Below are 23,238 nucleotides of genomic sequence, written 5' to 3' on the forward strand. Positions count from 1 at the left end.
TCGGCTTTGCCGACGCTGATATATAGTTCATCCCTCGGTTCCCTCTGACGACGAGTGCCCCATGCTTAACAAAGGATTGTTCCTGGCCTGCGCGCTGGCCCTGCTGAGCGCCTGCGATTCCTCCGATAAACCGGCTGCACCGCCTGCGCCCACCGTGGCGGCAGCGCCGAAACCGGCCAAGGCGGCGGTGGATGTGGCGGCGCTGAAACAGCGTTATGCCGGGCGTGAGCTGAGTGTGGTGGACGTGTCCGAGGTGCAGCTGGACGGGGCCAGTACCTTGTCGGTGAGCTTTTCCATTCCGTTGGATCCGGAGCAGAAATTTGCCGACAAACTTCATCTGGTCGACAGCAAGTCCGGCAAGGTCGACGGCGCCTGGGAGCTGTCGGATAACCTCATGGAACTGCGTCTGCGCCACCTGGAGCCCCAGCGCAAACTGGTGCTGACGGTGGATGCCGGGGTGAAGGCGGTCAACGCCAACACGCTCGCCGCCGAGTACAGCGCGCGCCTTGAGACCCGCGACCTGCAAGCCACCGTCGGCTTCGCCAGCCGTGGCACGCTGTTGCCGACGCGCCTGGCCGAAGGCCTGCCGGTGATCGCGCTAAACGTCGACAAGATCGACGTTGAATTCTTCCGGATCAAGCCCGAATCCCTGCCGTCGTTCCTGGCGCAGTGGGGGCGCAATACCAGCCTGCAAAGTTATGAATCCCGCGAATTGCTGCCGCTGGCTGACCTGGTCTACGGCGGCCGTTTCGACCTGAACCCGGCGCGCAATACCCGCGAAACGCTGTTGCTGCCGATCGCCGGCCTCAAGCAATTGCAACAGCCGGGTGTGTACCTGGCGGTGATGCGCGCCTCGGGCACCTACAACTATTCGCAACCGGCCACGCTGTTTACCTTGAGCGATATTGGCCTGTCGGTGCACCGCTACGCCAATCGCCTGGATGTGTTTACCCAGGCGCTGGAAGGTGGCAAGGCATTGGATGGCGTCGACCTCGAAGTGCTCGATGCCGACGGCCGTGTGTTGGGCCAGGGCAAGACCGAGAAGGGCGGTCACGCTGAACTGCCATTGCCGAAAAAGGCCCAGGTGTTATTGGCCAAACAGGGCGAGCAGACCAGTTTGCTGCGCCTGGACAGCGCCGCCCTTGACCTGGCGGAGTTCGACATTGGCGGCCAACCTTCGCACCCCCTGCAGTTCTTTGTGTTCGGCCCGCGCGACCTGTATCGCCCCGGCGAAACCGTGTTGCTCAACGCCCTGCTGCGCGACAAGGACGGCAACGCCGTCAAGCCGCAACCGGTGAGCGTCGAAGTGCGTCGCCCGGATGAACAGGTGAGCCGCAAGTTCGTATGGGATGCCGACGCCTCCGGCCTCTATCAATATCAACTGCAACTGGCCGGTGAAGCCCCGACCGGGCGCTGGCAGTTGGTGTTCGACCTGGGTGATGGCAAGCCGCAGCTGTATGAATTCCTTGTCGAAGACTTCCTGCCCGAGCGCCTGGCGCTGGAACTCAAGGGCAGCGACACGGCATTGAGCCCGGCGGATAACCCGGTGATTAAGGTCAATGGTCGCTACCTCTATGGTGCGCCGGCGTCGGGCAACCGCGTCAGCGGGCAAGTCTATGTGCGACCGTTGCGCGAAGCGGTCAAGTCGCTGCCGGGCTATCAATTCGGCTCCGTCACCGAAGAAGAACTGAGCCAGGACTTCGAGCTGGACGAAAGCGTACTCGACGCCAAGGGCCAGGAAGAACTGACCCTGGAAAGCAAATGGGCCGACGCCAAATCCCCTCTGCAACTGATCGTGCAAGCCAGCCTGCAAGAGTCCGGCGGTCGGCCGATCACCCGGCGCCTGGTGCAGCCGATCTGGCCGGCCGAGCAATTGCCGGGCCTGCGCGGCCTGTTTGACGGCAAGGAAACCAATGGCGATGGCCCGGCGGAATTCGAAGTGCTGCTGACCAACCAGGACGGGCAAAAACTCGCCGCGCCAAACCTCAAGGTCCGCCTGGTGCGCGAGCGCCGTGACTACTACTGGAATTACTCGGACAGCGATGGCTGGAGCTATCACTACAACGAGAAATTCCTCAACCTCGACGAACAGACCCTGAACATCAAGGCCGGCGATACCGCCAAGGTCAGCTTCCAGGTGGAGTGGGGCCCGTACCGTGTCGAGGTCGAGGACCCGCAGACCGGGCTGGTCAGCAGCCTGCGTTTCTGGGCCGGTTACCAGGCCCAGGACAACACCGAAGGCGGCGCCGTGCGCCCCGACCAGGTCAAGCTGGCGCTGGATAAACCCGCGTATGGCGACGGCGACACCGCCAACGTCACGGTCACGCCGCCGGCTGCCGGTAAAGGTTACCTGCTGGTGGAATCCGCCGAAGGGCCGCTGTGGTGGCAGGAAATCGACGTGCCGGCCGAGGGCAAAAGTTTTGCCGTGAAGCTCGACCCGAAATGGTCGCGCCATGACCTGTACGTCAGCGCCCTGGTGATTCGCCCAGGTGAGCGCAAAGCCAATATCACCCCGAAACGCGCGGTGGGCCTGCTGCACCTGCCGCTGGATCGCACCCAGCGCAAGCTTGGCGTGACCCTGACCGCGCCGGAAAAAATGCGTCCCAAACAACCGCTGACGGTGAAGATTGCCGCCAAGAATGCCGATGGCAGCGTACCGAAACAGGTGCACGTGCTGGTGGCGGCGGTGGACGTGGGCATCCTCAATATCACCGAATACCCGACACCCGACCCTTACTCCAGCCTGTTCGGTCGCAAGGCTTACGGCGTGGACCAGTTCGACATCTACGGCCAATTGATCGAAGCCGGGCAGGGCCGCCTGGCCAGCCTGGCTTTTGGTGGTGACGCCGCGCTGGCCAAGGGTGGCAAGCGCCCGGACACCAGCGTGACCATCGTTGCCCTGCAAAGCGCGCCGGTGACCTTGAATGAGCAGGGCGAGGGTGAAGTCAGCGTCAATATCCCCGACTTCAACGGCGAGCTGCGCCTGATGGCCCAGGCCTGGAGCGATGACCGCTACGGCATGGCCGAAGGCAAGACCGTGATCGCAGCACCGCTGATCGCCGAGCTGTCGGCGCCGCGCTTCCTCGCTGGCGGTGACCAGACGACGTTGGCCCTGGACCTGTCCAACCTGTCGGGCAAGGCGCAGAAACTCGACGTGCAATTGAGTGCTGAAGGGCAGCTGGAGTTGGTCAACGGTGGTGCTCAAACCGTCGAACTCAAGCAAGGCCAGCGCACCACCCTGCGTATCCCGGTGAAAGCCTGGGGGGGCTTGGGTCAAGGCAAGGTGAAGGTCACCGTCAATGGCCTGGACCTGCCCGGTGAGAACCTCCCGCCGTTCAGCCGCGAATGGACCCTGGGTGTGCGCCCGGCGTATCCCGCGTTGCTCAAACATTACCGGGCAGTACTCAAAGGCGAGCCGTGGAGCCTGCCAGTGGGCACACTTGATCAGTTCGATGCCTCTGGGCGTGAGGCGCTGCTGAGCCTGTCGAGCCGGCCACCGCTGAACCTCGGCGCGCAGATCTCGGCACTCAAGGCCTACCCCTATGGTTGCCTGGAGCAGACTGCCAGTGGTCTGTACCCATCGCTGTATGCGGACGATGCGTTGCTCAAGCGCCTGAGTATCAAGGGTGAGCCGGATGCCGAGCGCAAACGCAAGATTGAGCTGGGCATCGAGCGCCTGCTGGGCATGCAACGCTACAACGGCAGCTTCGGTTTGTGGGGCGCGGATGGCGAAGAGGAATATTGGCTGACGGCCTATGTCACCGACTTCCTGTTGCGTGCCCGTGACCAGGGCTTCGCGGTACCGCCCGAAGCGTTGAAGAAAGCCAGCGAGCGCCTGCTGCGTTATGTGCAGGAACGCAACCTGATCGAAGTCGACTACAGCGACAACGCCGACCACACGCGCTTTGCCGTGCAGGCCTACGCTGGCATGGTGCTGGCGCGCAGTCAGCAGGCGCCGTTGGGCGCATTGCGCAGTATTTTCGAGCGACGCAGTGACGCGCGCTCCGGGTTGCCGTTGGTGCAACTGGCCATCGCCTTGCAGAAGATGGGTGACCAGCCGCGCGCGGATCAAGCCTTGCTGGCCGGCCTGGCGGCGCAACGCAGCGCCAAGGAATGGCTGGCCGACTACGGCAGCCCGCTGCGCGACCAGGCGATGATCCTGGCGTTGCTGGAAGAAAACGACTTGGCCAAGGGCAAGCGTGAGGAGCGTTTGTTTACCCTGTCGGACCAATTGGCAGCCAGCCCGTACCTGTCGACCCAGGAGCGCAATTCGCTGTTCCTGGCCGGGCGCCTCGGGTTTGCCAAGCCGGAGTCGGACTGGCAGGTGTCCCTGACCGGCAGTGGCGGTGTGCATGAGTTGAATAATCAGCAATCGACCCTGGAGCTCGAAGGCAAGCTGCTGTCCAGCGACCTGGCCTTGAGCAATCAGGGGGATACGCCGGTGTACCAGCAACTGACAATCTCGGGTTATCCACAGCTGCCGCCGGCGCCGGGCGGCGACAACCTGAGCATCCGCCGTGAATACCTGGGCATGAATGGCCAACCGCTGAACCTGCGCAACCTCAATAGCGGCGACCTGGTGCTGGTGCACCTTGCCGTGAGCGCCAAGCAGCGCGTGCCGGATGCCTTGGTGGTCGACCTGTTGCCTGCGGGCCTGGAGCTGGAAAACCAGAACCTGGCACAAAGCGCGGCCAGCCTGGAAAACGCCAGCAGTCAGGTGAAGGAGTGGCGCGAGTCGATGCAGAACGCGGCGCTCAAGCATCAGGAGTTTCGTGATGACCGTTACGTAGCGGCCATCAACCTTGACGGTGACGGCACCACGCACTTGCTGTATCTGGCCCGTGCCGTGACACCGGGTACTTACCGCGTGCCACCGCCGCAGGTGGAGTCGATGTACCGGCCGAACTGGCAGGCAGTGGGGGAGACGCCGGCAGACCTGGTGATCAAAGGACGCTGATCTCTCAACTTGGAATCGAAACTAATGTGGGAGGGGGCTTGCTCCCGATAGCGGTGGGTCAGTTGCCAGGTGCATTGACTGAAACACTGCTATCGGGAGCAAGCCCCCTCCCACACAGGATTAGGGGCATTCTTGGGTTTAGTGGACGACCCAACTGAGCAGCCACAGGCCAAGTATCAGCCAGATCACCCCGAAGATGATCGAAGCGCGCATGAAGGCGCGTACGGCCGAGTACAGAAACAGCAGGCCGACGATCAGGGTGAGGATGCTGATGATCGAGGTGTCCATGCCCAACGTGCGTGACAGGCCTTCGACAAAGTTGCCGCCGGCGTGGGTCAAGGCTCCGAACAATCCGCTGAGCCCGTCGACGATAAAGCGGATGACGGAACCGAGCGCCTGGCCCAACCATTCGAAAAAGCTCTCTACCTGCATATGTGTGTCCTGATAAGAAGATGGGCGTATCTGTGCCTTTGGTTGTTATTGCAACAGGCTAGTTCCCTACAAGCATAGAGGTTTGCCCGTTTGAATTTGCGTTTAGTTGCCCGTTGGACCCTCGCGAGCCTGTTGCTGGTGATCGCCCTGCTGTGGCTGGCTGATCGCATCTGGCCCGTGCCGTTGCCCAAGGATGATCTGGCACGGGTAGTGCTGGCCGAGGATGGCACGCCGTTGTGGCGGTTTGCCGATGCCAACGGCGTGTGGCGTTACCCGGTGCAAACCAGCGAAGTGTCGCCGTATTACCTCGATGCACTGCTCACCTACGAAGACCGCTGGTTCTACCAGCACCCCGGTGTTAACCCGTTGGCGCTGGTGCGGGCGACGTGGCAGAACCTGACGGGCGCGCGGGTGGTGTCGGGCGGCAGTACGTTGTCGATGCAGGTGGCGCGCCTGCTCGACCCGCACTCGCGTACTTTCCACGGCAAGTTGCGCCAACTGTGGCGCACGGCGCAGTTGGAGTGGCACCTGTCCAAGGAACAGATTCTCAACCTGTACCTGAACCGCGCACCGTTTGGCGGCACATTGCAGGGCGTGGCGGCCGCCAGTTGGGCGTATCTGGGCAAGTCCCCGGCACACCTGACCCACGCCGAAGCGGCCTTACTCGCGGTATTGCCCCAGGCGCCGAGTCGCCTGCGTCCGGATCGGCACCCGCAGCGCGCCCAGGAAGCCCGCGACAAAGTCTTGCGCCGCCTCGCCGAGTTCCAGGTGTGGCCGCAGTCGGCGGTGGATGAAGCCCTCGAAGAACAATTGCTGCTCGCGCCGCGCCTGGAGCCCAGCCTGGCGCCGCTGCTCGCCCGCCGCCTGAACCGTCCCGACAGCCCGCCGCTGATTCGCACCACGCTGGATGCCACCCTGCAACGCCGTCTTGAAGACCTGTTGCTGGGCTGGCGTGCGCGGTTGCCGGAACACACCTCTGCCGCGATCCTGGTGGTGGAAGAAGAAAGCATGGCCGTGCGGGCTTATCTGGGGTCTGTGGACATCAACGACGCCAAGCGTTTTGGCCATGTGGACATGATCAGCGCGCTGCGTTCGCCGGGTTCCACCTTGAAGCCCTTCCTGTATGGCATGGCCCTGGACGAGGGCCTGATTCACTCCGAATCGCTGTTGCAGGACGTGCCCCGGCGTTATGGCGATTATCGGCCGGGCAACTTCTCCATGGGCTTTACCGGCGCAGTGCCAGCGAGCACGGCGCTGTCCAGTTCACTGAACCTGCCGGCGGTGCAGTTGTTGGAAGCCTACGGGCCGAAGCGCTTTGCCGCGCAGATGCGCATCGGTGGCGTGCCATTGGCCCTGCCGGCGTTGGCCGAACCCAATCTGGCGCTGATCCTCGGTGGTGCGGGCAGCCGGCTGGAAGATCTGGTCAGCGGCTACAGTGCCTTCGCCCGTGCCGGCAGGAGCGCAACGATTCGATTGCAACCAGACGACATGCTGAGGGAACGGCCATTGCTGTCGCCAGGGGCCGCGTGGATTGTGCGGCGCATCCTCAGTGGCCAGGCGCGGCCTGATCGCGACCCGCGTGCCGAACTGGTGCAGCGCCCGGTCCTGGCCTGGAAAACCGGGACCAGCTACGGCTTTCGCGATGCCTGGGCGATTGGCGTGGGGCCGCGCTATCTGATCGGTGTGTGGATCGGTCGCCCGGACGGCACGCCGGTGCCCGGGCAGTTCGGTTTGGCCTCGGCGGCACCGCTGATGTTGCAGGTGCACGACGTGCTGACCAATCGCGACAGCCAGCGCGGCATCAGCGCGCAGGTTTTACCGGTGCCGGCCAATGTCGGCGTGGCGGCGATCTGTTGGCCGCTGGGCCAGCCCATGAATCGCAGCGATCCGAATTGCCGCCGCCAGCGCTTTGCCTGGACCCTGGACAACACCACGCCACCGACCTTGCAGGCGCTGGACCAACCGTTGAGCGTCGGTTTGATGGAAAGTGTCTGGGTCAACGCCAAGGGCTTGAGGGTGGATGCTCATTGTCCGGGCGCCGTGCCCAGGAACATCGCCCTGTGGCCCGCACCGCTGGAACCGTGGCTACCGAGGGTCGAGCGCCGTGAAGCGCGGATTCCCGCTGCCGACCCCGATTGCCCACCACCGGCGCTGGCGGCGTCTTCGCCGTTGTCGATTGTCGGCGTGCGCGAAGGCGACCAACTGCGCCTGCCTGCCGCCAGCCAGCAGACCCTGCGCCTGAAACTCTCCGCCCTGGGCGGCAGCGGCCGGCGCTGGTGGTTCCTCAATGGCGCACCACTGGGCGACAGCGCCAACCAGGACTTTATCAACACCAGCTTCGAACGCTTGGGCCGCTATCAGCTCAGTGTGTTGGATGAGGCCGGTCAAACCGCCAGGCTTGAATTCAGCGTGGTGGATTAGGGCCGCCGATGGCGTCGCTGAGCACACCACCGCTATTCACTTGCCTTCACTCTCCATCCCCCTGAAGCTATACCCCTTCAGGAGCCCCCTATGAACCTCGAACACCTCACCGAACGCCTGCACCGCATCCGCGATACCAACAACTGGAAGCAATTCCACAGCCCGAAAAACCTGGCCATGGCCGCCAGCGTGGAAATGGCCGAACTGGTGGAAATATTCCAGTGGCTCAGCGAAGACCAGTCCCGCCAGTTGCCCGCCGACAAACTCGCCCACGCCGGCCAGGAAGTCGGGGATATCGTGCTGTACCTGCTGTTGCTGTGCAGCGAGCTGGGCCTGGACATGAACGAGGTGGTGCGCGCCAAGCTGGCCGACAGCGAGCGGCGGTTTGCCCATGAGTGACCGGCATTTCGACCAGCTGGCCACGCGCTTCGCCGAGAAGATCTACGGCGGCGCAAAAGGTGCCATTCGCCTGGCGGTGCTCCAGGCCGACCTGGCTGAGGCCCTGCCGGAGCGGCCGTTGCGCGTGCTGGATATTGGCGCGGGCCTGGGGCATATGTCGCTGTGGCTGGCCGAGCGCGGCCATCAGGTGACCCTGGCCGAACCCGCCGAGCCGATGCTCGAAGGCGCGCGCCAGCGCTTCGCCGAGGCCGGACAGAGCGCCACCTTCATCCATGCGCCCTGGCAGGACCTGCTCGGCCAGATCACCGAGCCCTACGACCTGGTGCTGTGCCATGCCGTGCTGGAATGGCTGGCCGAACCCCACGCGATCCTGCCGGTACTGCACCAGCTCACGCTGCCCGGTGGCTGGTTGTCGCTGGCGTTCTACAACCGCGATGCGCTGATTTATCGCAACCTGCTCAAAGGCCACTTCCGCAAAATGCGCAAGAATGACATGGCTGGCGAAAAGCAGAGCCTGACCCCGCAACAGCCCCTCGACCCGCGCGAGTTGGCGGCGCAACTCGAAGGGCTTTGGCAGGTCGAAAGCCAAAGTGGCGTGCGGGTATTCCACGACTATATGCCGGTGGAATTCCAGGCCCGCGCGAACCTACCGGACCTTATCGAGATGGAACTCGCTCACCGTCGTCACCCAAGCTTTGCCGGACTTGGGCGTTATTTGCACTGGATCTGCCGTCCGGTATAAGCGGCCCAGTCTGCGGAGGTCGAAATGCGTCGTCTCTGTTTGATCCTGTTATCCCTCGGGCTGGGCGCCTGCTCCAGCCCTAACCCTTACGTGGCGGCGTCTGCGCCCATGCCGCCGGCGCCCGCGCAGGCGGCCACGACCTTCGACGCAAGCGCCTACCCGGCGCCGGTGCGCGACTATGGCGCCTACCGCAATTGGGCCTGGCGCAACGGCCAGTTGCCGGCGGGCACGGCCTGGGCGGATTCTGCGCAAGTCGCCGAAGCGGTCAGCGGCGCCCTCGATCAGCGCGGCCTGCGCCCCTTGCATGACAACCGCCCGGCGGACCTGCTGGTGAGCGCCGATGTGCGCCTGGAGAAACGTCTCAAGCAAGTCCAGGACGATTACGGCTACGGATACGGCGGCTATAACCGCTACGGTCCGGGCTACGGGATGTACAACTCGGTGCCGATCGTGCGCACCTATGAAGTGCAAGTGGTGGTGGTGCGCGTCAACCTGTTCGACGCCCGCAGCGGCCAGCCGGTGTGGAGTGCCAGCGCGGAAACCGGCAGCCAAGGCAGCCTCAGCGAGCGCGCCGATGCGTTGCGCCAGGCCGTGCAAAAGGCGATGACGGCGTATCCTCCGAGTTAACAGCTATTCTCATCTAAAGCCCGGTCGCTTGTTGGAGATCAACCATGTTTCGTCGTATCGCTACGCTAGCTTTTGTTGTGCTGCTGGGCGGTTGCCAGACCAGCCAGGTTAACCATGATTTTGATGCCAGCCGCGACTTCGGCGCCTACCGCAGCTGGGCCTGGAAAGACCCGGCACTGCAATACCGCCCCGATGATCCGCGGATCAAGAGCGACCTCACCGAGCAACGCGTCCGCCAGGCGGTGGGCGAACAACTTGATCAACGCGGCCTGCGCCCGGCATCAGCAGGTACCAAGGCTGACCTGAACGTGCAGGCCTACCTGATCGTCGAAGACCGCCAGCAACAAGTCACCACCAACTATGGCGGCGCCTGGGGCGGGCCGTGGAACGGCTACTGGGGCGGACCGATGTACAACGAAACACGCAACATCACCTACAAGGTGGCGACCCTCCAGATCGACCTGCTTGACGGCAAGGACGGCAAGCTGGTGTGGCGCGGCAGTGATGAACAGATGATGAGCAGCACGCCCAACCCGCAGGATCGTGATAACGCGATCCGCACGACGGTGACCCGCATCCTCTCCAGCTATCCCCCACGCTGACAATCAGTCCGCGCCCGCTTCAGGGGCGGCAAGCGCTGCTATCGGTTGCCATGTGCCTACCATGTGCTCAATATCGCCGGCCCCTTTCAATAACAGCTCTCCGCTGGAACCGGCGGCGCTGGCCAGCAATGTCACCTCACTGGGCAGGCGCACCGGTTTCCTGAATTCGACGTCTATTTCGATATTGGCGGCCGGCAAGTGTTCGCCCAAGGCGGCGAGGGTGTGCGCCTTGTTCCACAGTCCGTGGGCGATGGCCTGGGGGAAGCCGAACAGTCTGGCGGTCAGGGCGCTGAGGTGGATCGGGTTGTAGTCGCCGGATACTCTCGCGTAGCGGCGGCCGATATCGGCTGGGGCCTTCCAGCGAGTCAATTCGCTGATCTCGGCGGGGCTGGGACGGGCATCATCGGTCGCTTCGCCTTCGAGCTTTACACCCCGGCACAGCATACGGCTCTCGGCTTCCCACAGCAGGCCGAGAGAGTCTTCAACCGTGGTGACCACTTCAAAGGTCGCGCCCTTTGGGTGGGGCTTGAGGTTCTGCGTGTGCACGCCGATGGACAATTCGCTGACACCGCCCAGCGGGCGATGGATGCGGATGCGGTTGCTCAGGTGAATCAACCCCAGCAGCGGGAAGGGAAACTTTTTGTCGGTGAGCAACTGCATTTGCAGACCGAACGCGAGGATGTGCGGATAAGTTGCCGGCAGCAGGGGGCTCTCGGTAAACCCGCAGACTTTGCGGTACGCCGCCACCTGCTTGGGGTCGACGCTCACCCGGCAGCGCAACCCTTGCTCGGGCAGCGTGTTGCCGGTGATCTTGCGCTTGAGCGCCGCTCGCCAATACAACGGCGGCAGAAACGGCGTACTGCCTAAGGTTTGCCAATCCATGCTCATGCTCCCAACAGACTTTGGCCACACACCCGCAGCGCTTGGCCGCTGACCGCACCGGACCCCGGCTGGCCCAGCCAGGCCACGGCTTCGGCGACGTCCTGCGGCAAACCGCCCTGGCCCAGCGAGCTCATGCGGCGTCCGGCTTCACGCAGTGCAAATGGAATATGCGCGGTCATCTGGGTTTCGATAAAGCCTGGGGCTACGGCGTTGATACTGATCCCGCGTTCTTCCAATAACGGCGCCCATGCCTGCACCAGGCCGATCAAACCGGCCTTGCTCGCGGCATAGTTGGTTTGCCCACGGTTGCCGGCGATGCCGCTGATGGAGGCCAGCACCACCACGCGGGCGTTGTCGTGCAGGGTGCCGCTGTCGAGGAGTGCCTTGGTCAGCACTTGCGGGGCATTGAGATTGACCGCCAGCACCGCGTCCCAGTATTCCGGGGTCATGTTGGCCAGGGTTTTGTCACGGGTGATCCCGGCGTTGTGCACCAGGATGTCGAGGCCGTCGGGCAGGTGTTCGATCAACTGGCCGGCGGCGTCTGCGGCGCAGATGTCCAGCACGATTGTGCGCGCACCCAGGCGTGCGGCCAGGGCTTCGAGGTCGGACTTGGCCTGGGGCACGTCGAGCAGGATCACTTCGGCGCCGTCGCGGGCCAGGGTTTCGGCGATGGACGCGCCAATGCCACGGGCTGCGCCGGTGACCAATGCCTTGCGCCCGGCGAGGGGGCGGGTCCAGTCTTCGACGGGCGTGGCACAGGCCTTCAGGCGAATCACCTGGCCGGAGATATAGGCGCTTTTCGGTGACAGGAAAAAGCGCAGTGCGCCTTCCAGTTGGTCTTCGGCACCGTCGCCGACGTAGAGCAATTGCAACACGCCGCCGTTGCGCAGCTCCTTGGCCAGGGACCGGCTGAAACCTTCAAGGGCGCGCTGGGCGCTGGCGGCGAACGGGTCGCTGCGACTCTCGGGTGCACGGCCAAGAATCACCAGGTGGGCACTGTTATCCAGGTTTTTCAGCAACGGTTGGAAAAACTCACGCAGTTGCTTGAGCTGGTCGGTGTGGTGGAGGTCGCTGGCATCGAACACCACGGCCTTGAGCTTGGGGCCGTGGCCGGGAATCCACGTCGACGCCTCGGCGCCGTAGGTGTAAATGGCGTCGGTGAACTTGTTGGCAAACGCCTGTACGTTGCTTGCCAGCGCGCCACCTCCCAGCAGCAATGCACCTTCCACCGGACGCAGGCGCCCGGCTTGCCAGCGTTCCAGGCGTACCGGTGACGGCAGGCCAAGGGCGGCGACCAGGCGATGGCCGAGGCTTGAGTTGGCGAAGTCGATATAACGGTCAGACATGGAACGCTCTCCGAAGGCTGGGGTTCAAACGGTTGACCATCCCAGGGTAGCAGTCGTTCGACTAGGCTCAGTTATCCAGACCACAACCGACAGGGAGCTTTCCATGACTCAATTGCGCCGTGTAGCGATCATTGGCGGTAACCGCATTCCCTTCGCCCGCTCCAATGGCCCTTACGCCACGGCAAGCAATCAGGCGATGCTGACCGCGGCCTTGGAGGGCCTGATCGAACGCTACAACCTGCACGGCCTGCGCATGGGCGAGGTGGCCGCCGGCGCGGTGCTCAAGCATTCCCGTGACTTCAACCTCACCCGTGAATGCGTGCTCGGTTCACGCCTGTCGCCGCAAACCCCCGCCTATGACATTCAGCAGGCGTGCGGCACCGGGCTCGAGGCGGCGTTGCTGGTGGCCAACAAGATCGCCCTGGGCCAGATTGAATGCGGGATTGCCGGTGGGGTGGATACCACCTCCGACGCCCCTATCGGCGTGAATGAAGGGCTGCGCAAGATCCTGCTGCAAGCCAATCGCAGTAAATCCATGGCGGATAAGTTAAAAGTCTTGTTACAACTTCGCCCCCATCACCTCAAGCCCGAGCTGCCGCGTAACGGCGAGCCGCGCACCGGTTTGTCCATGGGCCAGCATTGCGAATTGATGGCCCAGACCTGGCAGATTCCCCGTGTCGAGCAGGATCAACTCGCCCTCGAGAGCCACCAGAAAATGGCCGCTGCCTATGCCGAAGGCTGGCATAACGATCTGCTCACGCCGTTTCTGGGCCTGACCCGCGATAACAACCTGCGCCCCGACCTGAGCCTGGAGAAACTCGCCGCACTCAAGCCTGCGTTCGAACGCAGCGAAAAAGGCACGCTCACGGCCGGCAATTCCACACCGCTCACCGACGGCGCATCCCTGGTGCTGTTGGGCAGCGAGGCGTGGGCCCAGGCGCGTGGTTTGCCGATCCTGGCCTACCTGCGCGATGGCGAGGCGGCGGCGGTGGATTTCGTCAACGGCGCCGAAGGCCTGCTGATGGCGCCGGTGTATGCGGTGCCACGTTTGCTGGCGAGGAATGGCCTGACGCTGCAGGACTTTGATTACTACGAAATTCATGAAGCCTTCGCTGCTCAGGTGTTGTGCACGCTCAAGGCGTGGGAGGATGCGGATTACTGCAAGACGCGCCTCGGGCTGGACGCACCGTTAGGGGCCATCGATCGCAGCCGCCTGAACGTCAAAGGCAGTTCGCTGGCGGCCGGTCACCCGTTTGCCGCCACCGGTGGGCGCATTGTCGCCAACCTGGCCAAGCTGCTCGACGCGGCGGGCAAGGGGCGCGGGCTGATTTCGATCTGCGCCGCCGGCGGGCAGGGCGTGACGGCGATCATCGAACGTTGAATTCGCCGAAATTGGCATATTGGATGCATTCTTGAGTGGTCAGAGGTCGGTAGCCCCTCCCACCGGCGAGCCGATTGCCGTATAACGAGTGCCATACGCGTATTTGGTAATAAAGGACCCACAATAAAAGCTGATGAAGACTCCTAAACGCATTGAACCCCTGATCGAAGACGGTCTGGTCGACGAAGTGCTGCGCCCACTCATGAGTGGTAAAGAAGCAGCTGTTTATGTGGTGCGCTGCGGCAATGAATTGCGTTGCGCCAAGGTTTACAAGGAGGCGAACAAACGAAGTTTTCGTCAAGCGTCTGAATACCAGGAAGGCCGTAAGGTCCGTAACAGCCGGCAGGCCCGGGCCATGGCCAAGGGCTCGAAATTCGGCAAGAAAGAAACCGAAGATGCCTGGCAGAACGCCGAAGTAGCGGCGTTGTTCCGTCTGGCCGGTGCGGGCGTTCGCGTGCCCAAGCCGTACGACTTCCTCGAAGGCGTGTTGTTGATGGAACTGGTGGCCGACGAGTACGGCGATGCGGCGCCACGCCTGAATGACGTGACCTTGGAGCCGGACCAGGCGCGTGAATACCACGCCTTCCTGATTTCCCAGATCGTGCTGATGCTGTGTACCGGCCTGGTGCACGGTGACTTGTCCGAGTTCAACGTACTGCTCACGCCGACCGGTCCGGTCATTATCGACCTGCCCCAGGCGGTGGATGCGGCGGGCAACAACCACGCGTTCAACATGCTGGAGCGGGATGTGGGCAACATGGCTTCCTACTTCGGGCGTTTTGCCCCGGAGTTGAAGAAGACCAAGTACGCCAAGGAAATGTGGGCGCTCTACGAAGCCGGCACCTTGCACCCGGCCAGTGTATTGACCGGCGAGTTCGACGAGCCGGAAGAGCTGGCGGACGTGGGCGGTGTGATCCGCGAGATCGAAGCGGCGCGGCTGGATGAAGAACGGCGCCAGGCTGTTCGGGCGGCAGATGATGCGCCACCGAGCAAAGCGTCGGAAGAACCACCACCGCCGCCCTGGATGCAGTGATCTTCGGGTACATGAAGATCAAAATGTGGGAGGGGCGGTGCGACGATTCGACTTGCTCCCGATGGCAGTGTGTCAGTCTCTATATCTGTAACTGACACACCGCTATCGGGAGCAAGTCGAATCGTCGCACCGCCCCTCCCACATTTGGTTTTGCATGCATTCAGATAGATTCCGTCACGCGCAGCAGCTTCCCGACGCCAACTCCTTGAGAATCGGACAATCCGGCCGGTGATCACCCTGGCAGTGTTCGACCAGGTCCTGCAACGTATCGCGCAGTTGCCCCAACTCCAGAATCTTCTGGTTCAGCTCATCGATATGTTGGCGCGCCAAGGCTTTCACATCGGCGCTGGCTCGCTGCCGGTCCTGCCACAGGGTCAGCAGTTTGCCGACCTCTTCCAATGAAAACCCCAGGTCCCGCGAGCGTTTGATAAACGCCAGGGTGTGCAGGTCATCGGCGCCGTAGATGCGGTAGCCGCTGTCGGTGCGATGGGCCGCTTTGAGCAGGCCGATGGATTCGTAGTAGCGAATCATCTTCGCGCTCAGCCCGCTTTGCCGGGCGGCTTGGCCGATGTTCATGGGCGTTGATCCTCCAAATCCGACTGTTTCCAAGTGCTTGGTTTCCAGGTTTTCAACAGCAAGGCATTGCTCACGACGCTGACGCTGGACAAGGCCATGGCCGCGCCCGCGAGCACCGGGTTGAGCAGGCCGAACGCGGCCAGGGGAATGCCGATCAAGTTATACACAAAGGCCCAGAACAGGTTCTGGCGGATTTTGGCGTAGGTCTTGCGGCTTATCTCCAGGGCGGCCGGGACCAGGCGTGGGTCGCCGCGCATCAGGGTGATACCGGCGGCATGCATGGCCACGTCGGTGCCGCCGCCCATGGCGATACCGATATCGGCGGCGGCCAGGGCCGGCGCGTCGTTGATGCCGTCGCCCACCATGGCTACCACGCCGGTTTTTTTCAGTTCGGCGACGGTGGCGGCTTTATCGGCTGGCAGGACTTCGGCGTGTACGTCGTCGATGCCCAACGCTTCGGCGACGACGCGGGCGCTGCCGCGATTGTCGCCGGTGAGCAAGTGACTGCTGATGTGTCGGGCCTTGAGTTGTGCCACCGCTTCCAGCGCGCCAGGCTTGAGCGTGTCACCAAAGGCAAACAGCCCGAGCACACGCGGTTGCGCGCCTTGCTCGATCAGCCAGGACAAGGTGCGGCCCTCGGCTTCCCAGGCAGTGGCGGAGTCGGCCAGCCCACCCGCGTCCAGGCCGCTTTCTTCCAGCAGGCGCCGATTTCCCAACGCCAGTTGGCGCCCGTCGAGGCTACCGGCAATGCCGCGCCCGGTCAGGGATTGGCTGGCACTTACATCCGCCACCGTCAGCCCTTGCTCGCTGCACGCATCCAGCACGGCCTTGGCCAGCGGGTGCTCGCTGCCGCGTTGCAGCGCGCCGGCCTGTTGCAGCAGCAAGGCTTCATTGCCATCCACCGCGACCAAGTGGGCGATTTTTGGCGTGCCGGAGGTGAGGGTGCCGGTCTTGTCGAACACCACGGTGCTCACTTCATGGGCGCGCTCCAGCGCTTCGGCGTCCTTGATCAGGATGCCGTAGCGTGCGGCGACGCCGGTGCCGGCCATGATGGCGGTCGGTGTGGCCAGCCCGAGGGCGCAGGGGCAGGCGATCACCAGCACCGCCACGGCGTTGATGATCGCGGTCTCCAGCGGCGCACCGTATAACCACCACCCCACCAGCGTAATCAACGCCAGCACCAGCACGGTCGGCACGAATACCTGGCTGACTTTATCCACCAGCTTCTGGATCGGTGCCTTGGCGGCCTGGGCGTCTTCCACCAGGCGGATGATGCGTGCCAGTACGCTTTCGGCACCGAGTGCGGTGGTGCGCACCAGCAGGCGGCCTTCGCCATTGATGGCGCCGCCGGTCACGGCGTCGCCAGGTTGTTTCGGCACCGGCAGGCTTTCGCCGCTGATCAGCGCTTCATCGGCATGGCTTTGGCCTTCTACCACTTCGCCGTCCACCGGGAACCGCTCGCCGGGTTTGACCAGCACCCGGTCATCGAGCTTGAGCGCGCTGATGGCGACATCGTCCTCGCGGCCATCCTGTACACGAATGGCGCGTTCAGGGCGCAGGGCTTCAAGGGCGCGGATAGCGCTGGCGGTCTGGCGTTTGGCGCGACTCTCCAGGTATTTACCGAGCAACACCAGGGCGATCACCACGGCCGACGCTTCGAAGTACAGATGGGGCATGGTGCCCACGGGCGCGGTCAGCCATTCATAGAGACTCAAGCCGTAACCGGCGCTGGTGCCGATGGCCACCAGCAGGTCCATATTGCCGGCACCGGCACGCACGGCTTTCCACGCCGCGATATAGAAGCGCGCACCGAAGATGAATTGCACAGGGGTCGCCAGGGCGAATTGCACCCAGGCCGGCAGCATCCAGTGCAGGCCGAAGGGTTGTACCAGCATCGGCAAAACCAGAGGCAATGCCAGCACAATCGCCAGCACCAGCGACCAGCGCTCGCGGTGCAGGCGTTGGGCCTGATCGGCTTCGGTCTTGGTTTCGCTTTGCGGCAGGCTGGCGGTGTAGCCGGCTTTGTCGACGGCGGCGATCAGCACGGCCGGATCGATGTGGCCCAGCACTTCGACGTGCGCGCGCTCGTTGGCCAGGTTGACGCTGACGCTTTGCACCCCCGGCACTTTGCCCAGTGCGCGCTCGACACGCCCGGCACAGCTGGCGCAGGTCATGCCGCCGATGGGCAGATCCAAGGTGGTGGGTCCATTCATGGGGCAGTCCTCCAGAGAAGTTGCCCCTAGGATCAACCTTGACCTGTGGGGAAGGTCAAGCGCCTTCAGTATTCCAGCGCGGCGGGTTTGAGGTACATGCCTTCCGGCCCCTGGGCAATGCGCAGCTTGCGTACGTCACCGGCCTTGAGCGTGATGTTCTGCGCCGGCGGTGCGAGCAGGCCAGGCAAGCAGCCCGGTGACTGGCCCGGCAGCAGTTTCAGGCGCAGCGACACATTGCCGGCGGGCAGGTTGAACGAGGTGGACTGTTCCTGGAACAGGCGCCCGGCCAACTGGTCCTGGATGTACAGACCGATTTCGCAATTAGTCGGTACTTCCAGGCGTTCGCGGGAAATGATCAGCACCGCATAGTCTTCTGCGGCGAGGGCCTGAGGCGCAGCGGCAGATAAGCTCATCAGGCCGACAAGGCCAAAAAACGACCAGCGCATGGCGAATGCTCCGTGGTTTGAATCAAAGATGGGTGAAGCTTGGCCGACGGAGCGGTGTAATACCAGCCCGGCCGAAAGTTTCAGAACTTGACCTTGCCATCGTGGCAAGGTCGAGACTGGGTTCAACCTCATCAAAGGAGTCATGTCATGCAAATATTCAGCGTTGAAGGAATGACCTGCGGCCATTGCGTTCGGGCGGTCACCCAGGCGGTGCAGAGCCAGGACCCCGCGGCCAGCGTGAAGGTCGACCTGGCGGCGAAAGAGGTGGGCGTCGAAAGCCGTCTGTCTGCCGATGAAGTGATCAGCCTGATCACCGAAGAGGGCTACACCGCCAAGCTGGCCTGACCCATTCAAATAGTTAGCGAGCTATCGTATTCAATGCACCCAAGCGCGGCTAAACTGTCGGGCTGCCGACACACTTGGGTGCCTGATGAACCTTCGCATAATCCTGATTCTGGGTGCCTTGAGCGCCTTCGCGCCGTTGGCGATCGACTTCTATCTGCCGGGCTTTCCTGCCATGGCGACGGCCTTCGGGACCGACGAAAAACATATCCAGTTGACCCTGGCGGTGTATTTCGCTGGCTTGGCCATCGGCCAGTTGATCTACGGCCCGCTGGCGGACCGCTTCGGTCGGCGCGGCCCGCTGCTCAGCGGCGTGACCCTGTTTACCCTGGCGTCCTTTGCCTGCGCGTACGCGCCCTCCCTGGAGTGGCTGATTGGCGCACGCTTCGTGCAGGCCCTGGGCGGTTGCGCAGGCATGGTGATTTCCCGTGCAGTGGTCAGTGACAAATGTGATGCGGTGGGCTCGGCCAAGGTGTACTCGCAACTGATGCTGGTGACCGGCCTGGCGCCGATCCTGGCGCCATTGGCGGGTGGTGTGATGGTCGGGTTGTGGGGCTGGCAGTCGATTTTCCTCGCGCTGTCGATCTTCAGCGTGATGGCGGCGATCGCCGTGGCGGTCGGTTTGCCGGAGACCTTTCCGGCCCATCAGCCGCGTCAGCCCTTGTCCGGGTCGCTGCGTCGCTATGGTGCGCTGTTGTCAGACCGGGTCTACCTCGGTTACGCCCTGACCGGGGGCATTTCGATTGCCGGGATGTTTGCCTACATCGCCGGCTCCCCGTTCGTATTTATCAAACTCTATGGCGTGCCCGCTGAGCATTACGGCTGGCTGTTCGGCTCCAACGCCGCCGGCTTCATCCTGGTTGCACAGGTTAACGCGCGGCTGCTGGCCAAACGTGGCCCGGCGTTTCTGCTGTCGCGTACGGTGTGGGTTTATCTGCTGGCAGCGCTGTCACTGCTGGGCATCGCGGCCTTGCGCACCGATGCGCTATGGCCGTTGCTGGTACCGCTGTTCATCTGTATCGCCAGCCTGGGCTGCATTCTGCCCAACACCTCGGCCTGCGCCATGAGCGGGCAGGGCGCCCGGGCCGGCAGTGCGTCGGCCTTGCTCGGTTGCATTCAGTTTGGTGTGGCGGCAGGGGCGGCTTCGTTGGTGGGCGTGCTGCACGACGGCACGGCGATGCCGATGGCGATGGTCATCAGCTTGTGCGGGGTGTTGGCGGTGACGATTGCGATGTTGACCCAGCGCCTGCAACGGGCAAGGGCCACGCAGGCGCAGGGCTGAAATGCAGGTCAGCCAGCGGCGGAGCGTTGCTGGCTGAGTGGGAAACGGTGGGGGGCCCGGATACGGGCTTGCAGGGTATCGGCAAAGGCGCGAGCCTCGGCCTCGCTGCGGAAGGTGAATGCATCGCCGTCGAGACGAACCTGCCATTTGTTGCCTGGGGATTTTGCTAACGCTTTTATCAGGATTTTCATTGCTGACTTCCTCACGTAAAAGAATCGTGGCAAAGGCGGCCAATATAAACCCGAATACGCTCACAAATATGACAAAGATCAACTCTCTGACTAGTGGTGTCGTCCATCACTCACACGAATAACGGACGACACTGACAGACGTTATCTTCAGAACCCTTCCAGCACGATCTTGCCCTTGGCCTTGCCGCTTTCCAGCAGCGCATGGGCACGGCGCAGGTTCGCCGCATTGATCACACCGAAGTGCTCGCCCAGCGTGGTTTTCAAGGTGCCGGCGTCGATCAGTTCGGCCACGCGATTGAGCAGGTTGTGCTGCTCGATCATGTCCGGCGTCTCGAACATCGAGCGCGTGTACATGAACTCCCAATGCAGTGACAGGCTCTTGCGCTTGAGTTTGCTCACGTCCAGCGCCTTGGGGTCGTCGATCAGCGCCAGCTTGCCTTGGGGTTGCAGCGCTTCGACCAGTTGGTCCAGGTGATGCTCGGTTTGGGTCAGGCTGGCGACGTGGGTTACCTGCGGGTGGCCGGCTTGTTTCAACGCTTCGCTCAGCGGTTGGCTGTGGTCGATCACCAGGTCGGCGCCGAGTGCCTTGGTCCATTCCTGGGTTTCCGGGCGCGAGGCGGTGCCGATCACCGTCAGTGCGGTGAGCTGGCTGGCCAGTTGGGTCAGGATCGAACCCACACCACCGGCGGCGCCGACAATGAGCAGGCTCTGACCTTCTGCCTCTTGACCTTCACGCACTTGCAGGCGTTCGAATAGCAGCTCCCAGGCGGTGATGGCGGTCAGCGGCAGCGCGGCGGCTTCGGCAAAGCCCAGGCTCTTGGGCATGTGGCCGACAATGCGCTCATCGACGGTGTGCAGTTCGCTGTTAGCGCCTGGGCGTATCAGGGAACCAGCGTAGAACACTTTGTCGCCGACTTTGAACAGGCTCACTTCGCTGCCGACGGCCTTGACCACACCGGCCACGTCCCAGCCCAGCACTTTGGCCGCGCCGTTTTCGGGGGCGACGTTCTGGCGCACCTTGGTGTCCACCGGGTTGACCGAGATGGCTTTGACTTCCACCAGCAAGTCGCGGGGGCCGGCAACGGGCTCCGGCAGTTGGATGTCTTGCAGGGATTTTTCATCGTTGATCGGCAGTGATGCGTAGTAGGCAATGGCTTTCATGGGGGCTCCGGAAAAAGGCGGTGATCAGGCGAGAAACTTCAGGCGCTTGAGTTCGAAGTGTTCGATGACATCAGCGGCTTTAGCGCGAAAACTTTGGATATGCGCGCTCTGGTCGTGGTCGGCCAGTGCTGCGTCATCGCTCCAGCGTTCGAGCATGTAGAAGGTCTCAGGGTGCTGCAGGTCCTGGTGCAGGTCGTATTGCTCGCAGCCGGCTTCAAGACGCGTGGGTTCCAGCAAGTCGCGCAGCAGCGGCTCCAAGGTGGCCTGTTGGCCAGGTTTGGCGATCAGCGTGGCGATGACGTTAAAGGCTGTGGACATATTCAACTCCAGACACGTGATAACGGGATGGGTAGATGATTGGCCATTTCCCTGCAAGATAAAAGCGGCTAAAACAGCACGCTGTTTCAATAATATTTTGATAATGGGTGGGTGAATGCTGCGTTTTGACGATTTGCAGTTGTTTGTACGCGCGGCGGACCTGGGCAGTTTGTCGGCGGCGGCGCGGGTGATGGACCTGTCGCCCGCCGTGGCCAGTGCGGCGCTCAAGCGCATCGAACAGCAATTGGGCGCGCGTCTGCTGGCGCGCTCCACCCGCAGCCTGCGCCTTACCGCCGAAGGTGAAGGCTTCCTGCAATATGCCCGCGCTGCGCTGAGTTCCCTGGACGAAGGACGGCGCTTATTGGCCAGTGGTCAGGACCATGTCAGCGGGGTATTGCAACTCTCGGCCCCTTCGGATTTCGGCCGCAACCAATTACTGCCCTGGCTGGACGAATTTCAGTACGAGTACCCGCAACTCACCGTACGCCTGCTGTTGGGTGATCGGATTGCCGACCTGTTCCGCCAGCCGGTGGACATTGCCCTGCGCTATGGCGAACCCGAAGACTCGAGTCTGATCGCCCTGCCCGTCGCGCCGCACAACGTTCGTGTGTTATGCGCAGCCCCCAGCTACCTCGCGCGTTATGGCGAGCCGCGACACCTGGAGCAATTGGCCCAGCACAATTGCTTGCTTTACATGCTTGGCAGCCGAGTCCATGACCACTGGACCTTTCACGATGGCAAACGTGAAATCAGCCTCACAGTCAGTGGCGACCGCTTCAGCGATGATGCCGATGTGGTGCGCCGCTGGGCGGTGGCGGGCGTGGGCATTGCCTACAAATCCTGGCTGGATGTGAGCACCGATGTACTGGCCGGGCGCTTGCGCCTGGTCTTGCCTGAGTTGCGTGGCGAGCGCACACCGCTCAATTTGCTGTGCGCCCACCGGGCCCAGTTGAGCAAACCTATCAACCTGCTGCGGGAAATGCTCGTGTCGCGCTGTGCGATATTGACCGCTCAATTGCCGGATCGATTGTGTACGACGTAATAGCCTCCATCAGACAAGGAAATTTCACTCAGCTCCTGTCCCTACTCACGCTGTCAGACACCGCGGAACCGCTGGTTTACGCACCTATACTTTGGCGCCCACCGCATCAGAAAAATAATTCGATAGGGAGTGAATCGATGGAAGAAGCACCATGCATCAGTCAGATCGCCAGCTTGCTCGCCGAGCCCAAACGCACCGCCATGCTCTGGTCCCTGATGGACGGCTCGGCCAAGTCCTCGGAGGAATTGGCAACGCTTGCCGGGCTGTCACCCGCCTCGGCCAATGCTCATCTGGCACGACTGACGGGGAGTGGCTTGCTGCGTACCGAGGGCGGGCGTGGCAAGCGACTGTTCCGCGTGGCGGCTGCCGATGTCAGCGTCGCCATCGATGCCTTGGCCAGTACGACCCTGGCCAGCGCAGCACGTAGCGCACCGCATGCTTCACCGCCGGTGTTGGTGGCGCCGCCACTGTTGCGACATGCGCGGCTGTGCCAGGGCCACCTCGGCGGCGAAGTGGCGGCGCAGCTGTATGAGCGGATGTTGGCGGCGGGGTGGATCGAGCGTCATGAACAACGCATTGAAGTCACGGTCAAGGGCGCACGGCACTTGGCGGGCCTGGGTATTTACACCCAGGCGCTGGCGTCGCCACTGGTGTGCGACTGCTTCGATTGGAGCCAGCGGCAACCGCACCTGGGCGGCGCGCTGGGCGCGGGGCTGTTGCAGTTGTTCCTGCAATCGAACTGGATCAGCCTGGTCAACGAGTCCCGGGCGGTGCAGCTCAACCATAACGGGCTGGCAGAAATCGCCCGATTGGCCATGTCCGAACAACCCTAGCGCCGACGGTTA

General features: G+C 63.0%; 21 protein-coding genes. 12 read left to right on the forward strand and 9 right to left on the reverse strand.

Features of this window, described 5'->3' with window-relative positions; all coding sequences use genetic code 11:
• Positions 1-61 precede the first annotated feature (61 nt).
• On the forward strand, positions 62-4,957 hold the full coding sequence (locus M2397_RS25405) for an alpha-2-macroglobulin (RefSeq protein WP_259244696.1): 4,896 nt from the start codon (positions 62-64) through the stop codon (positions 4,955-4,957).
• A 138-nt stretch (positions 4,958-5,095) separates the two neighbouring features.
• Here the strand turns inward: M2397_RS25405 and M2397_RS25410 are convergent, their stop codons facing one another.
• Complete coding sequence (locus M2397_RS25410) at positions 5,096-5,389, reverse strand: hypothetical protein (protein WP_027607987.1); 294 nt, start codon at positions 5,387-5,389, stop codon at positions 5,096-5,098.
• Positions 5,390-5,479: 90 nt separating this feature from the next.
• Between M2397_RS25410 and pbpC the strand changes: the two genes are divergently transcribed.
• The 5 genes from pbpC (at position 5,480) to M2397_RS25435 (ending at position 10,180) form a co-directional block, all read left to right on the forward strand.
• On the forward strand, positions 5,480-7,810 hold the full coding sequence (gene pbpC, locus M2397_RS25415; protein ID WP_259244697.1) for a peptidoglycan glycosyltransferase PbpC: 2,331 nt from the start codon (positions 5,480-5,482) through the stop codon (positions 7,808-7,810).
• Positions 7,811-7,900: 90 nt separating this feature from the next.
• Positions 7,901-8,209, forward strand: a complete 309-nt coding sequence (locus tag M2397_RS25420) for a MazG-like family protein (protein WP_131696700.1) — start codon at positions 7,901-7,903, stop codon at positions 8,207-8,209.
• On the forward strand, positions 8,202-8,951 hold the full coding sequence (locus M2397_RS25425) for a methyltransferase domain-containing protein (protein ID WP_259244698.1): 750 nt from the start codon (positions 8,202-8,204) through the stop codon (positions 8,949-8,951). The genes M2397_RS25420 and M2397_RS25425 overlap by 8 nt, the downstream gene beginning before the upstream one ends.
• 24 nt (positions 8,952-8,975) lie before the next feature.
• Positions 8,976-9,578, forward strand: coding sequence for a DUF4136 domain-containing protein (locus tag M2397_RS25430; protein ID WP_027607983.1), 603 nt, complete (start codon positions 8,976-8,978; stop codon positions 9,576-9,578).
• Between the two features lie 44 nt (positions 9,579-9,622).
• Positions 9,623-10,180 carry a DUF4136 domain-containing protein gene (locus M2397_RS25435; protein WP_259244699.1) on the forward strand — a complete coding sequence of 186 codons (558 nt, stop codon included), beginning with the start codon at positions 9,623-9,625 and terminating at the stop codon, positions 10,178-10,180.
• 3 nt (positions 10,181-10,183) lie between these two features.
• Here M2397_RS25435 and M2397_RS25440 read toward each other — a convergent pair whose 3' ends face one another.
• Both M2397_RS25440 and M2397_RS25445 read right to left on the reverse strand, forming a co-directional pair.
• Positions 10,184-11,062 carry a MaoC family dehydratase gene (locus M2397_RS25440; protein WP_145336093.1) on the reverse strand — a complete coding sequence of 293 codons (879 nt, stop codon included), beginning with the start codon at positions 11,060-11,062 and terminating at the stop codon, positions 10,184-10,186.
• A gap of 2 nt (positions 11,063-11,064) precedes the next feature.
• Positions 11,065-12,408 (reverse strand): 3-oxoacyl-ACP reductase, encoded by a 1,344-nt coding sequence (locus M2397_RS25445; RefSeq protein WP_259244700.1) that lies wholly within the window; start codon positions 12,406-12,408, stop codon positions 11,065-11,067.
• Between the two features lie 103 nt (positions 12,409-12,511).
• Here M2397_RS25445 and M2397_RS25450 point away from each other — a divergent pair, with 103 nt between their 5' ends.
• Positions 12,512-13,789 carry an acetyl-CoA C-acetyltransferase gene (locus tag M2397_RS25450; RefSeq protein WP_167656892.1) on the forward strand — a complete coding sequence of 426 codons (1,278 nt, stop codon included), beginning with the start codon at positions 12,512-12,514 and terminating at the stop codon, positions 13,787-13,789.
• A gap of 133 nt (positions 13,790-13,922) precedes the next feature.
• Complete coding sequence (locus M2397_RS25455) at positions 13,923-14,822, forward strand: PA4780 family RIO1-like protein kinase (protein ID WP_131696677.1); 900 nt, start codon at positions 13,923-13,925, stop codon at positions 14,820-14,822.
• 174 nt (positions 14,823-14,996) lie between these two features.
• On the opposite strand, the gene cueR is transcribed toward M2397_RS25455, so the two are convergent.
• The 3 genes from cueR to M2397_RS25470 form a co-directional block, all read right to left on the reverse strand.
• On the reverse strand, positions 14,997-15,398 hold the full coding sequence (cueR, locus tag M2397_RS25460; protein ID WP_131696676.1) for a Cu(I)-responsive transcriptional regulator: 402 nt from the start codon (positions 15,396-15,398) through the stop codon (positions 14,997-14,999).
• The gene (locus M2397_RS25465; RefSeq protein WP_259244701.1) at positions 15,395-17,611 is read right to left on the reverse strand and encodes a cation-translocating P-type ATPase; all 2,217 of its coding nucleotides are present in this window, start codon (positions 17,609-17,611) and stop codon (positions 15,395-15,397) included. The genes cueR and M2397_RS25465 overlap by 4 nt, the downstream gene beginning before the upstream one ends.
• A 65-nt stretch (positions 17,612-17,676) precedes the next feature.
• Positions 17,677-18,057, reverse strand: coding sequence for a hypothetical protein (locus tag M2397_RS25470; RefSeq protein ID WP_027607958.1), 381 nt, complete (start codon positions 18,055-18,057; stop codon positions 17,677-17,679).
• Between the two features lie 147 nt (positions 18,058-18,204).
• On the opposite strand from M2397_RS25470, the gene M2397_RS25475 reads away from it, so the two are divergent.
• Together M2397_RS25475 and M2397_RS25480 are read left to right on the forward strand one after the other, a co-directional pair.
• On the forward strand, positions 18,205-18,402 hold the full coding sequence (locus M2397_RS25475; protein WP_053134724.1) for a heavy-metal-associated domain-containing protein: 198 nt from the start codon (positions 18,205-18,207) through the stop codon (positions 18,400-18,402).
• 85 nt (positions 18,403-18,487) lie between these two features.
• Entirely contained in the window at positions 18,488-19,681 is a 1,194-nt protein-coding gene (locus M2397_RS25480) for a multidrug effflux MFS transporter (RefSeq protein WP_131696674.1), read from the forward strand.
• 8 nt (positions 19,682-19,689) lie between these two features.
• On the opposite strand, the gene M2397_RS25485 is transcribed toward M2397_RS25480, so the two are convergent.
• The 3 genes from M2397_RS25485 to M2397_RS25495 form a co-directional block, all read right to left on the reverse strand.
• Positions 19,690-19,872, reverse strand: a complete 183-nt coding sequence (locus tag M2397_RS25485) for a hypothetical protein (protein ID WP_131696673.1) — start codon at positions 19,870-19,872, stop codon at positions 19,690-19,692.
• 147 nt (positions 19,873-20,019) lie between these two features.
• Positions 20,020-21,033 (reverse strand): zinc-binding alcohol dehydrogenase family protein, encoded by a 1,014-nt coding sequence (locus tag M2397_RS25490; RefSeq protein WP_259244702.1) that lies wholly within the window; start codon positions 21,031-21,033, stop codon positions 20,020-20,022.
• A gap of 24 nt (positions 21,034-21,057) precedes the next feature.
• Positions 21,058-21,351, reverse strand: a complete 294-nt coding sequence (locus tag M2397_RS25495) for a putative quinol monooxygenase (RefSeq protein WP_131696671.1) — start codon at positions 21,349-21,351, stop codon at positions 21,058-21,060.
• A gap of 115 nt (positions 21,352-21,466) precedes the next feature.
• On the opposite strand from M2397_RS25495, the gene M2397_RS25500 reads away from it, so the two are divergent.
• Complete coding sequence (locus M2397_RS25500) at positions 21,467-22,393, forward strand: LysR family transcriptional regulator (RefSeq protein ID WP_145336103.1); 927 nt, start codon at positions 21,467-21,469, stop codon at positions 22,391-22,393.
• A 137-nt stretch (positions 22,394-22,530) separates the two neighbouring features.
• The gene (locus tag M2397_RS25505; protein WP_131696669.1) at positions 22,531-23,226 is read left to right on the forward strand and encodes a helix-turn-helix transcriptional regulator; all 696 of its coding nucleotides are present in this window, start codon (positions 22,531-22,533) and stop codon (positions 23,224-23,226) included.
• The last annotated feature ends 12 nt before the right edge of the window (positions 23,227-23,238 follow it).

The sequence above is a fragment of the Pseudomonas sp. BIGb0381 genome (assembly GCF_024809815.1).
GTDB lineage: Bacteria > Pseudomonadota > Gammaproteobacteria > Pseudomonadales > Pseudomonadaceae > Aquipseudomonas.

Coding starts and splice junctions, on each gene's coding strand:
- M2397_RS25405 (WP_259244696.1), top strand. CDS start 62: ATGCTTAACAAAGGATTGTTCCTGGCCTGCGCGCTGGCCCTGCTGAGC.
- M2397_RS25410 (WP_027607987.1), bottom strand. CDS start 5,389: ATGCAGGTAGAGAGCTTTTTCGAATGGTTGGGCCAGGCGCTCGGTTCC.
- M2397_RS25420 (WP_131696700.1), top strand. CDS start 7,901: ATGAACCTCGAACACCTCACCGAACGCCTGCACCGCATCCGCGATACC.
- M2397_RS25425 (WP_259244698.1), top strand. CDS start 8,202: ATGAGTGACCGGCATTTCGACCAGCTGGCCACGCGCTTCGCCGAGAAG.
- M2397_RS25430 (WP_027607983.1), top strand. CDS start 8,976: ATGCGTCGTCTCTGTTTGATCCTGTTATCCCTCGGGCTGGGCGCCTGC.
- M2397_RS25435 (WP_259244699.1), top strand. CDS start 9,623: ATGTTTCGTCGTATCGCTACGCTAGCTTTTGTTGTGCTGCTGGGCGGT.
- M2397_RS25440 (WP_145336093.1), bottom strand. CDS start 11,062: ATGGATTGGCAAACCTTAGGCAGTACGCCGTTTCTGCCGCCGTTGTAT.
- M2397_RS25445 (WP_259244700.1), bottom strand. CDS start 12,408: ATGTCTGACCGTTATATCGACTTCGCCAACTCAAGCCTCGGCCATCGC.
- M2397_RS25450 (WP_167656892.1), top strand. CDS start 12,512: ATGACTCAATTGCGCCGTGTAGCGATCATTGGCGGTAACCGCATTCCC.
- M2397_RS25455 (WP_131696677.1), top strand. CDS start 13,923: ATGAAGACTCCTAAACGCATTGAACCCCTGATCGAAGACGGTCTGGTC.
- cueR (WP_131696676.1), bottom strand. CDS start 15,398: ATGAACATCGGCCAAGCCGCCCGGCAAAGCGGGCTGAGCGCGAAGATG.
- M2397_RS25465 (WP_259244701.1), bottom strand. CDS start 17,611: ATGAATGGACCCACCACCTTGGATCTGCCCATCGGCGGCATGACCTGC.
- M2397_RS25470 (WP_027607958.1), bottom strand. CDS start 18,057: ATGCGCTGGTCGTTTTTTGGCCTTGTCGGCCTGATGAGCTTATCTGCC.
- M2397_RS25475 (WP_053134724.1), top strand. CDS start 18,205: ATGCAAATATTCAGCGTTGAAGGAATGACCTGCGGCCATTGCGTTCGG.
- M2397_RS25480 (WP_131696674.1), top strand. CDS start 18,488: ATGAACCTTCGCATAATCCTGATTCTGGGTGCCTTGAGCGCCTTCGCG.
- M2397_RS25485 (WP_131696673.1), bottom strand. CDS start 19,872: ATGAAAATCCTGATAAAAGCGTTAGCAAAATCCCCAGGCAACAAATGG.
- M2397_RS25490 (WP_259244702.1), bottom strand. CDS start 21,033: ATGAAAGCCATTGCCTACTACGCATCACTGCCGATCAACGATGAAAAA.
- M2397_RS25495 (WP_131696671.1), bottom strand. CDS start 21,351: ATGTCCACAGCCTTTAACGTCATCGCCACGCTGATCGCCAAACCTGGC.
- M2397_RS25500 (WP_145336103.1), top strand. CDS start 21,467: ATGCTGCGTTTTGACGATTTGCAGTTGTTTGTACGCGCGGCGGACCTG.
- M2397_RS25505 (WP_131696669.1), top strand. CDS start 22,531: ATGGAAGAAGCACCATGCATCAGTCAGATCGCCAGCTTGCTCGCCGAG.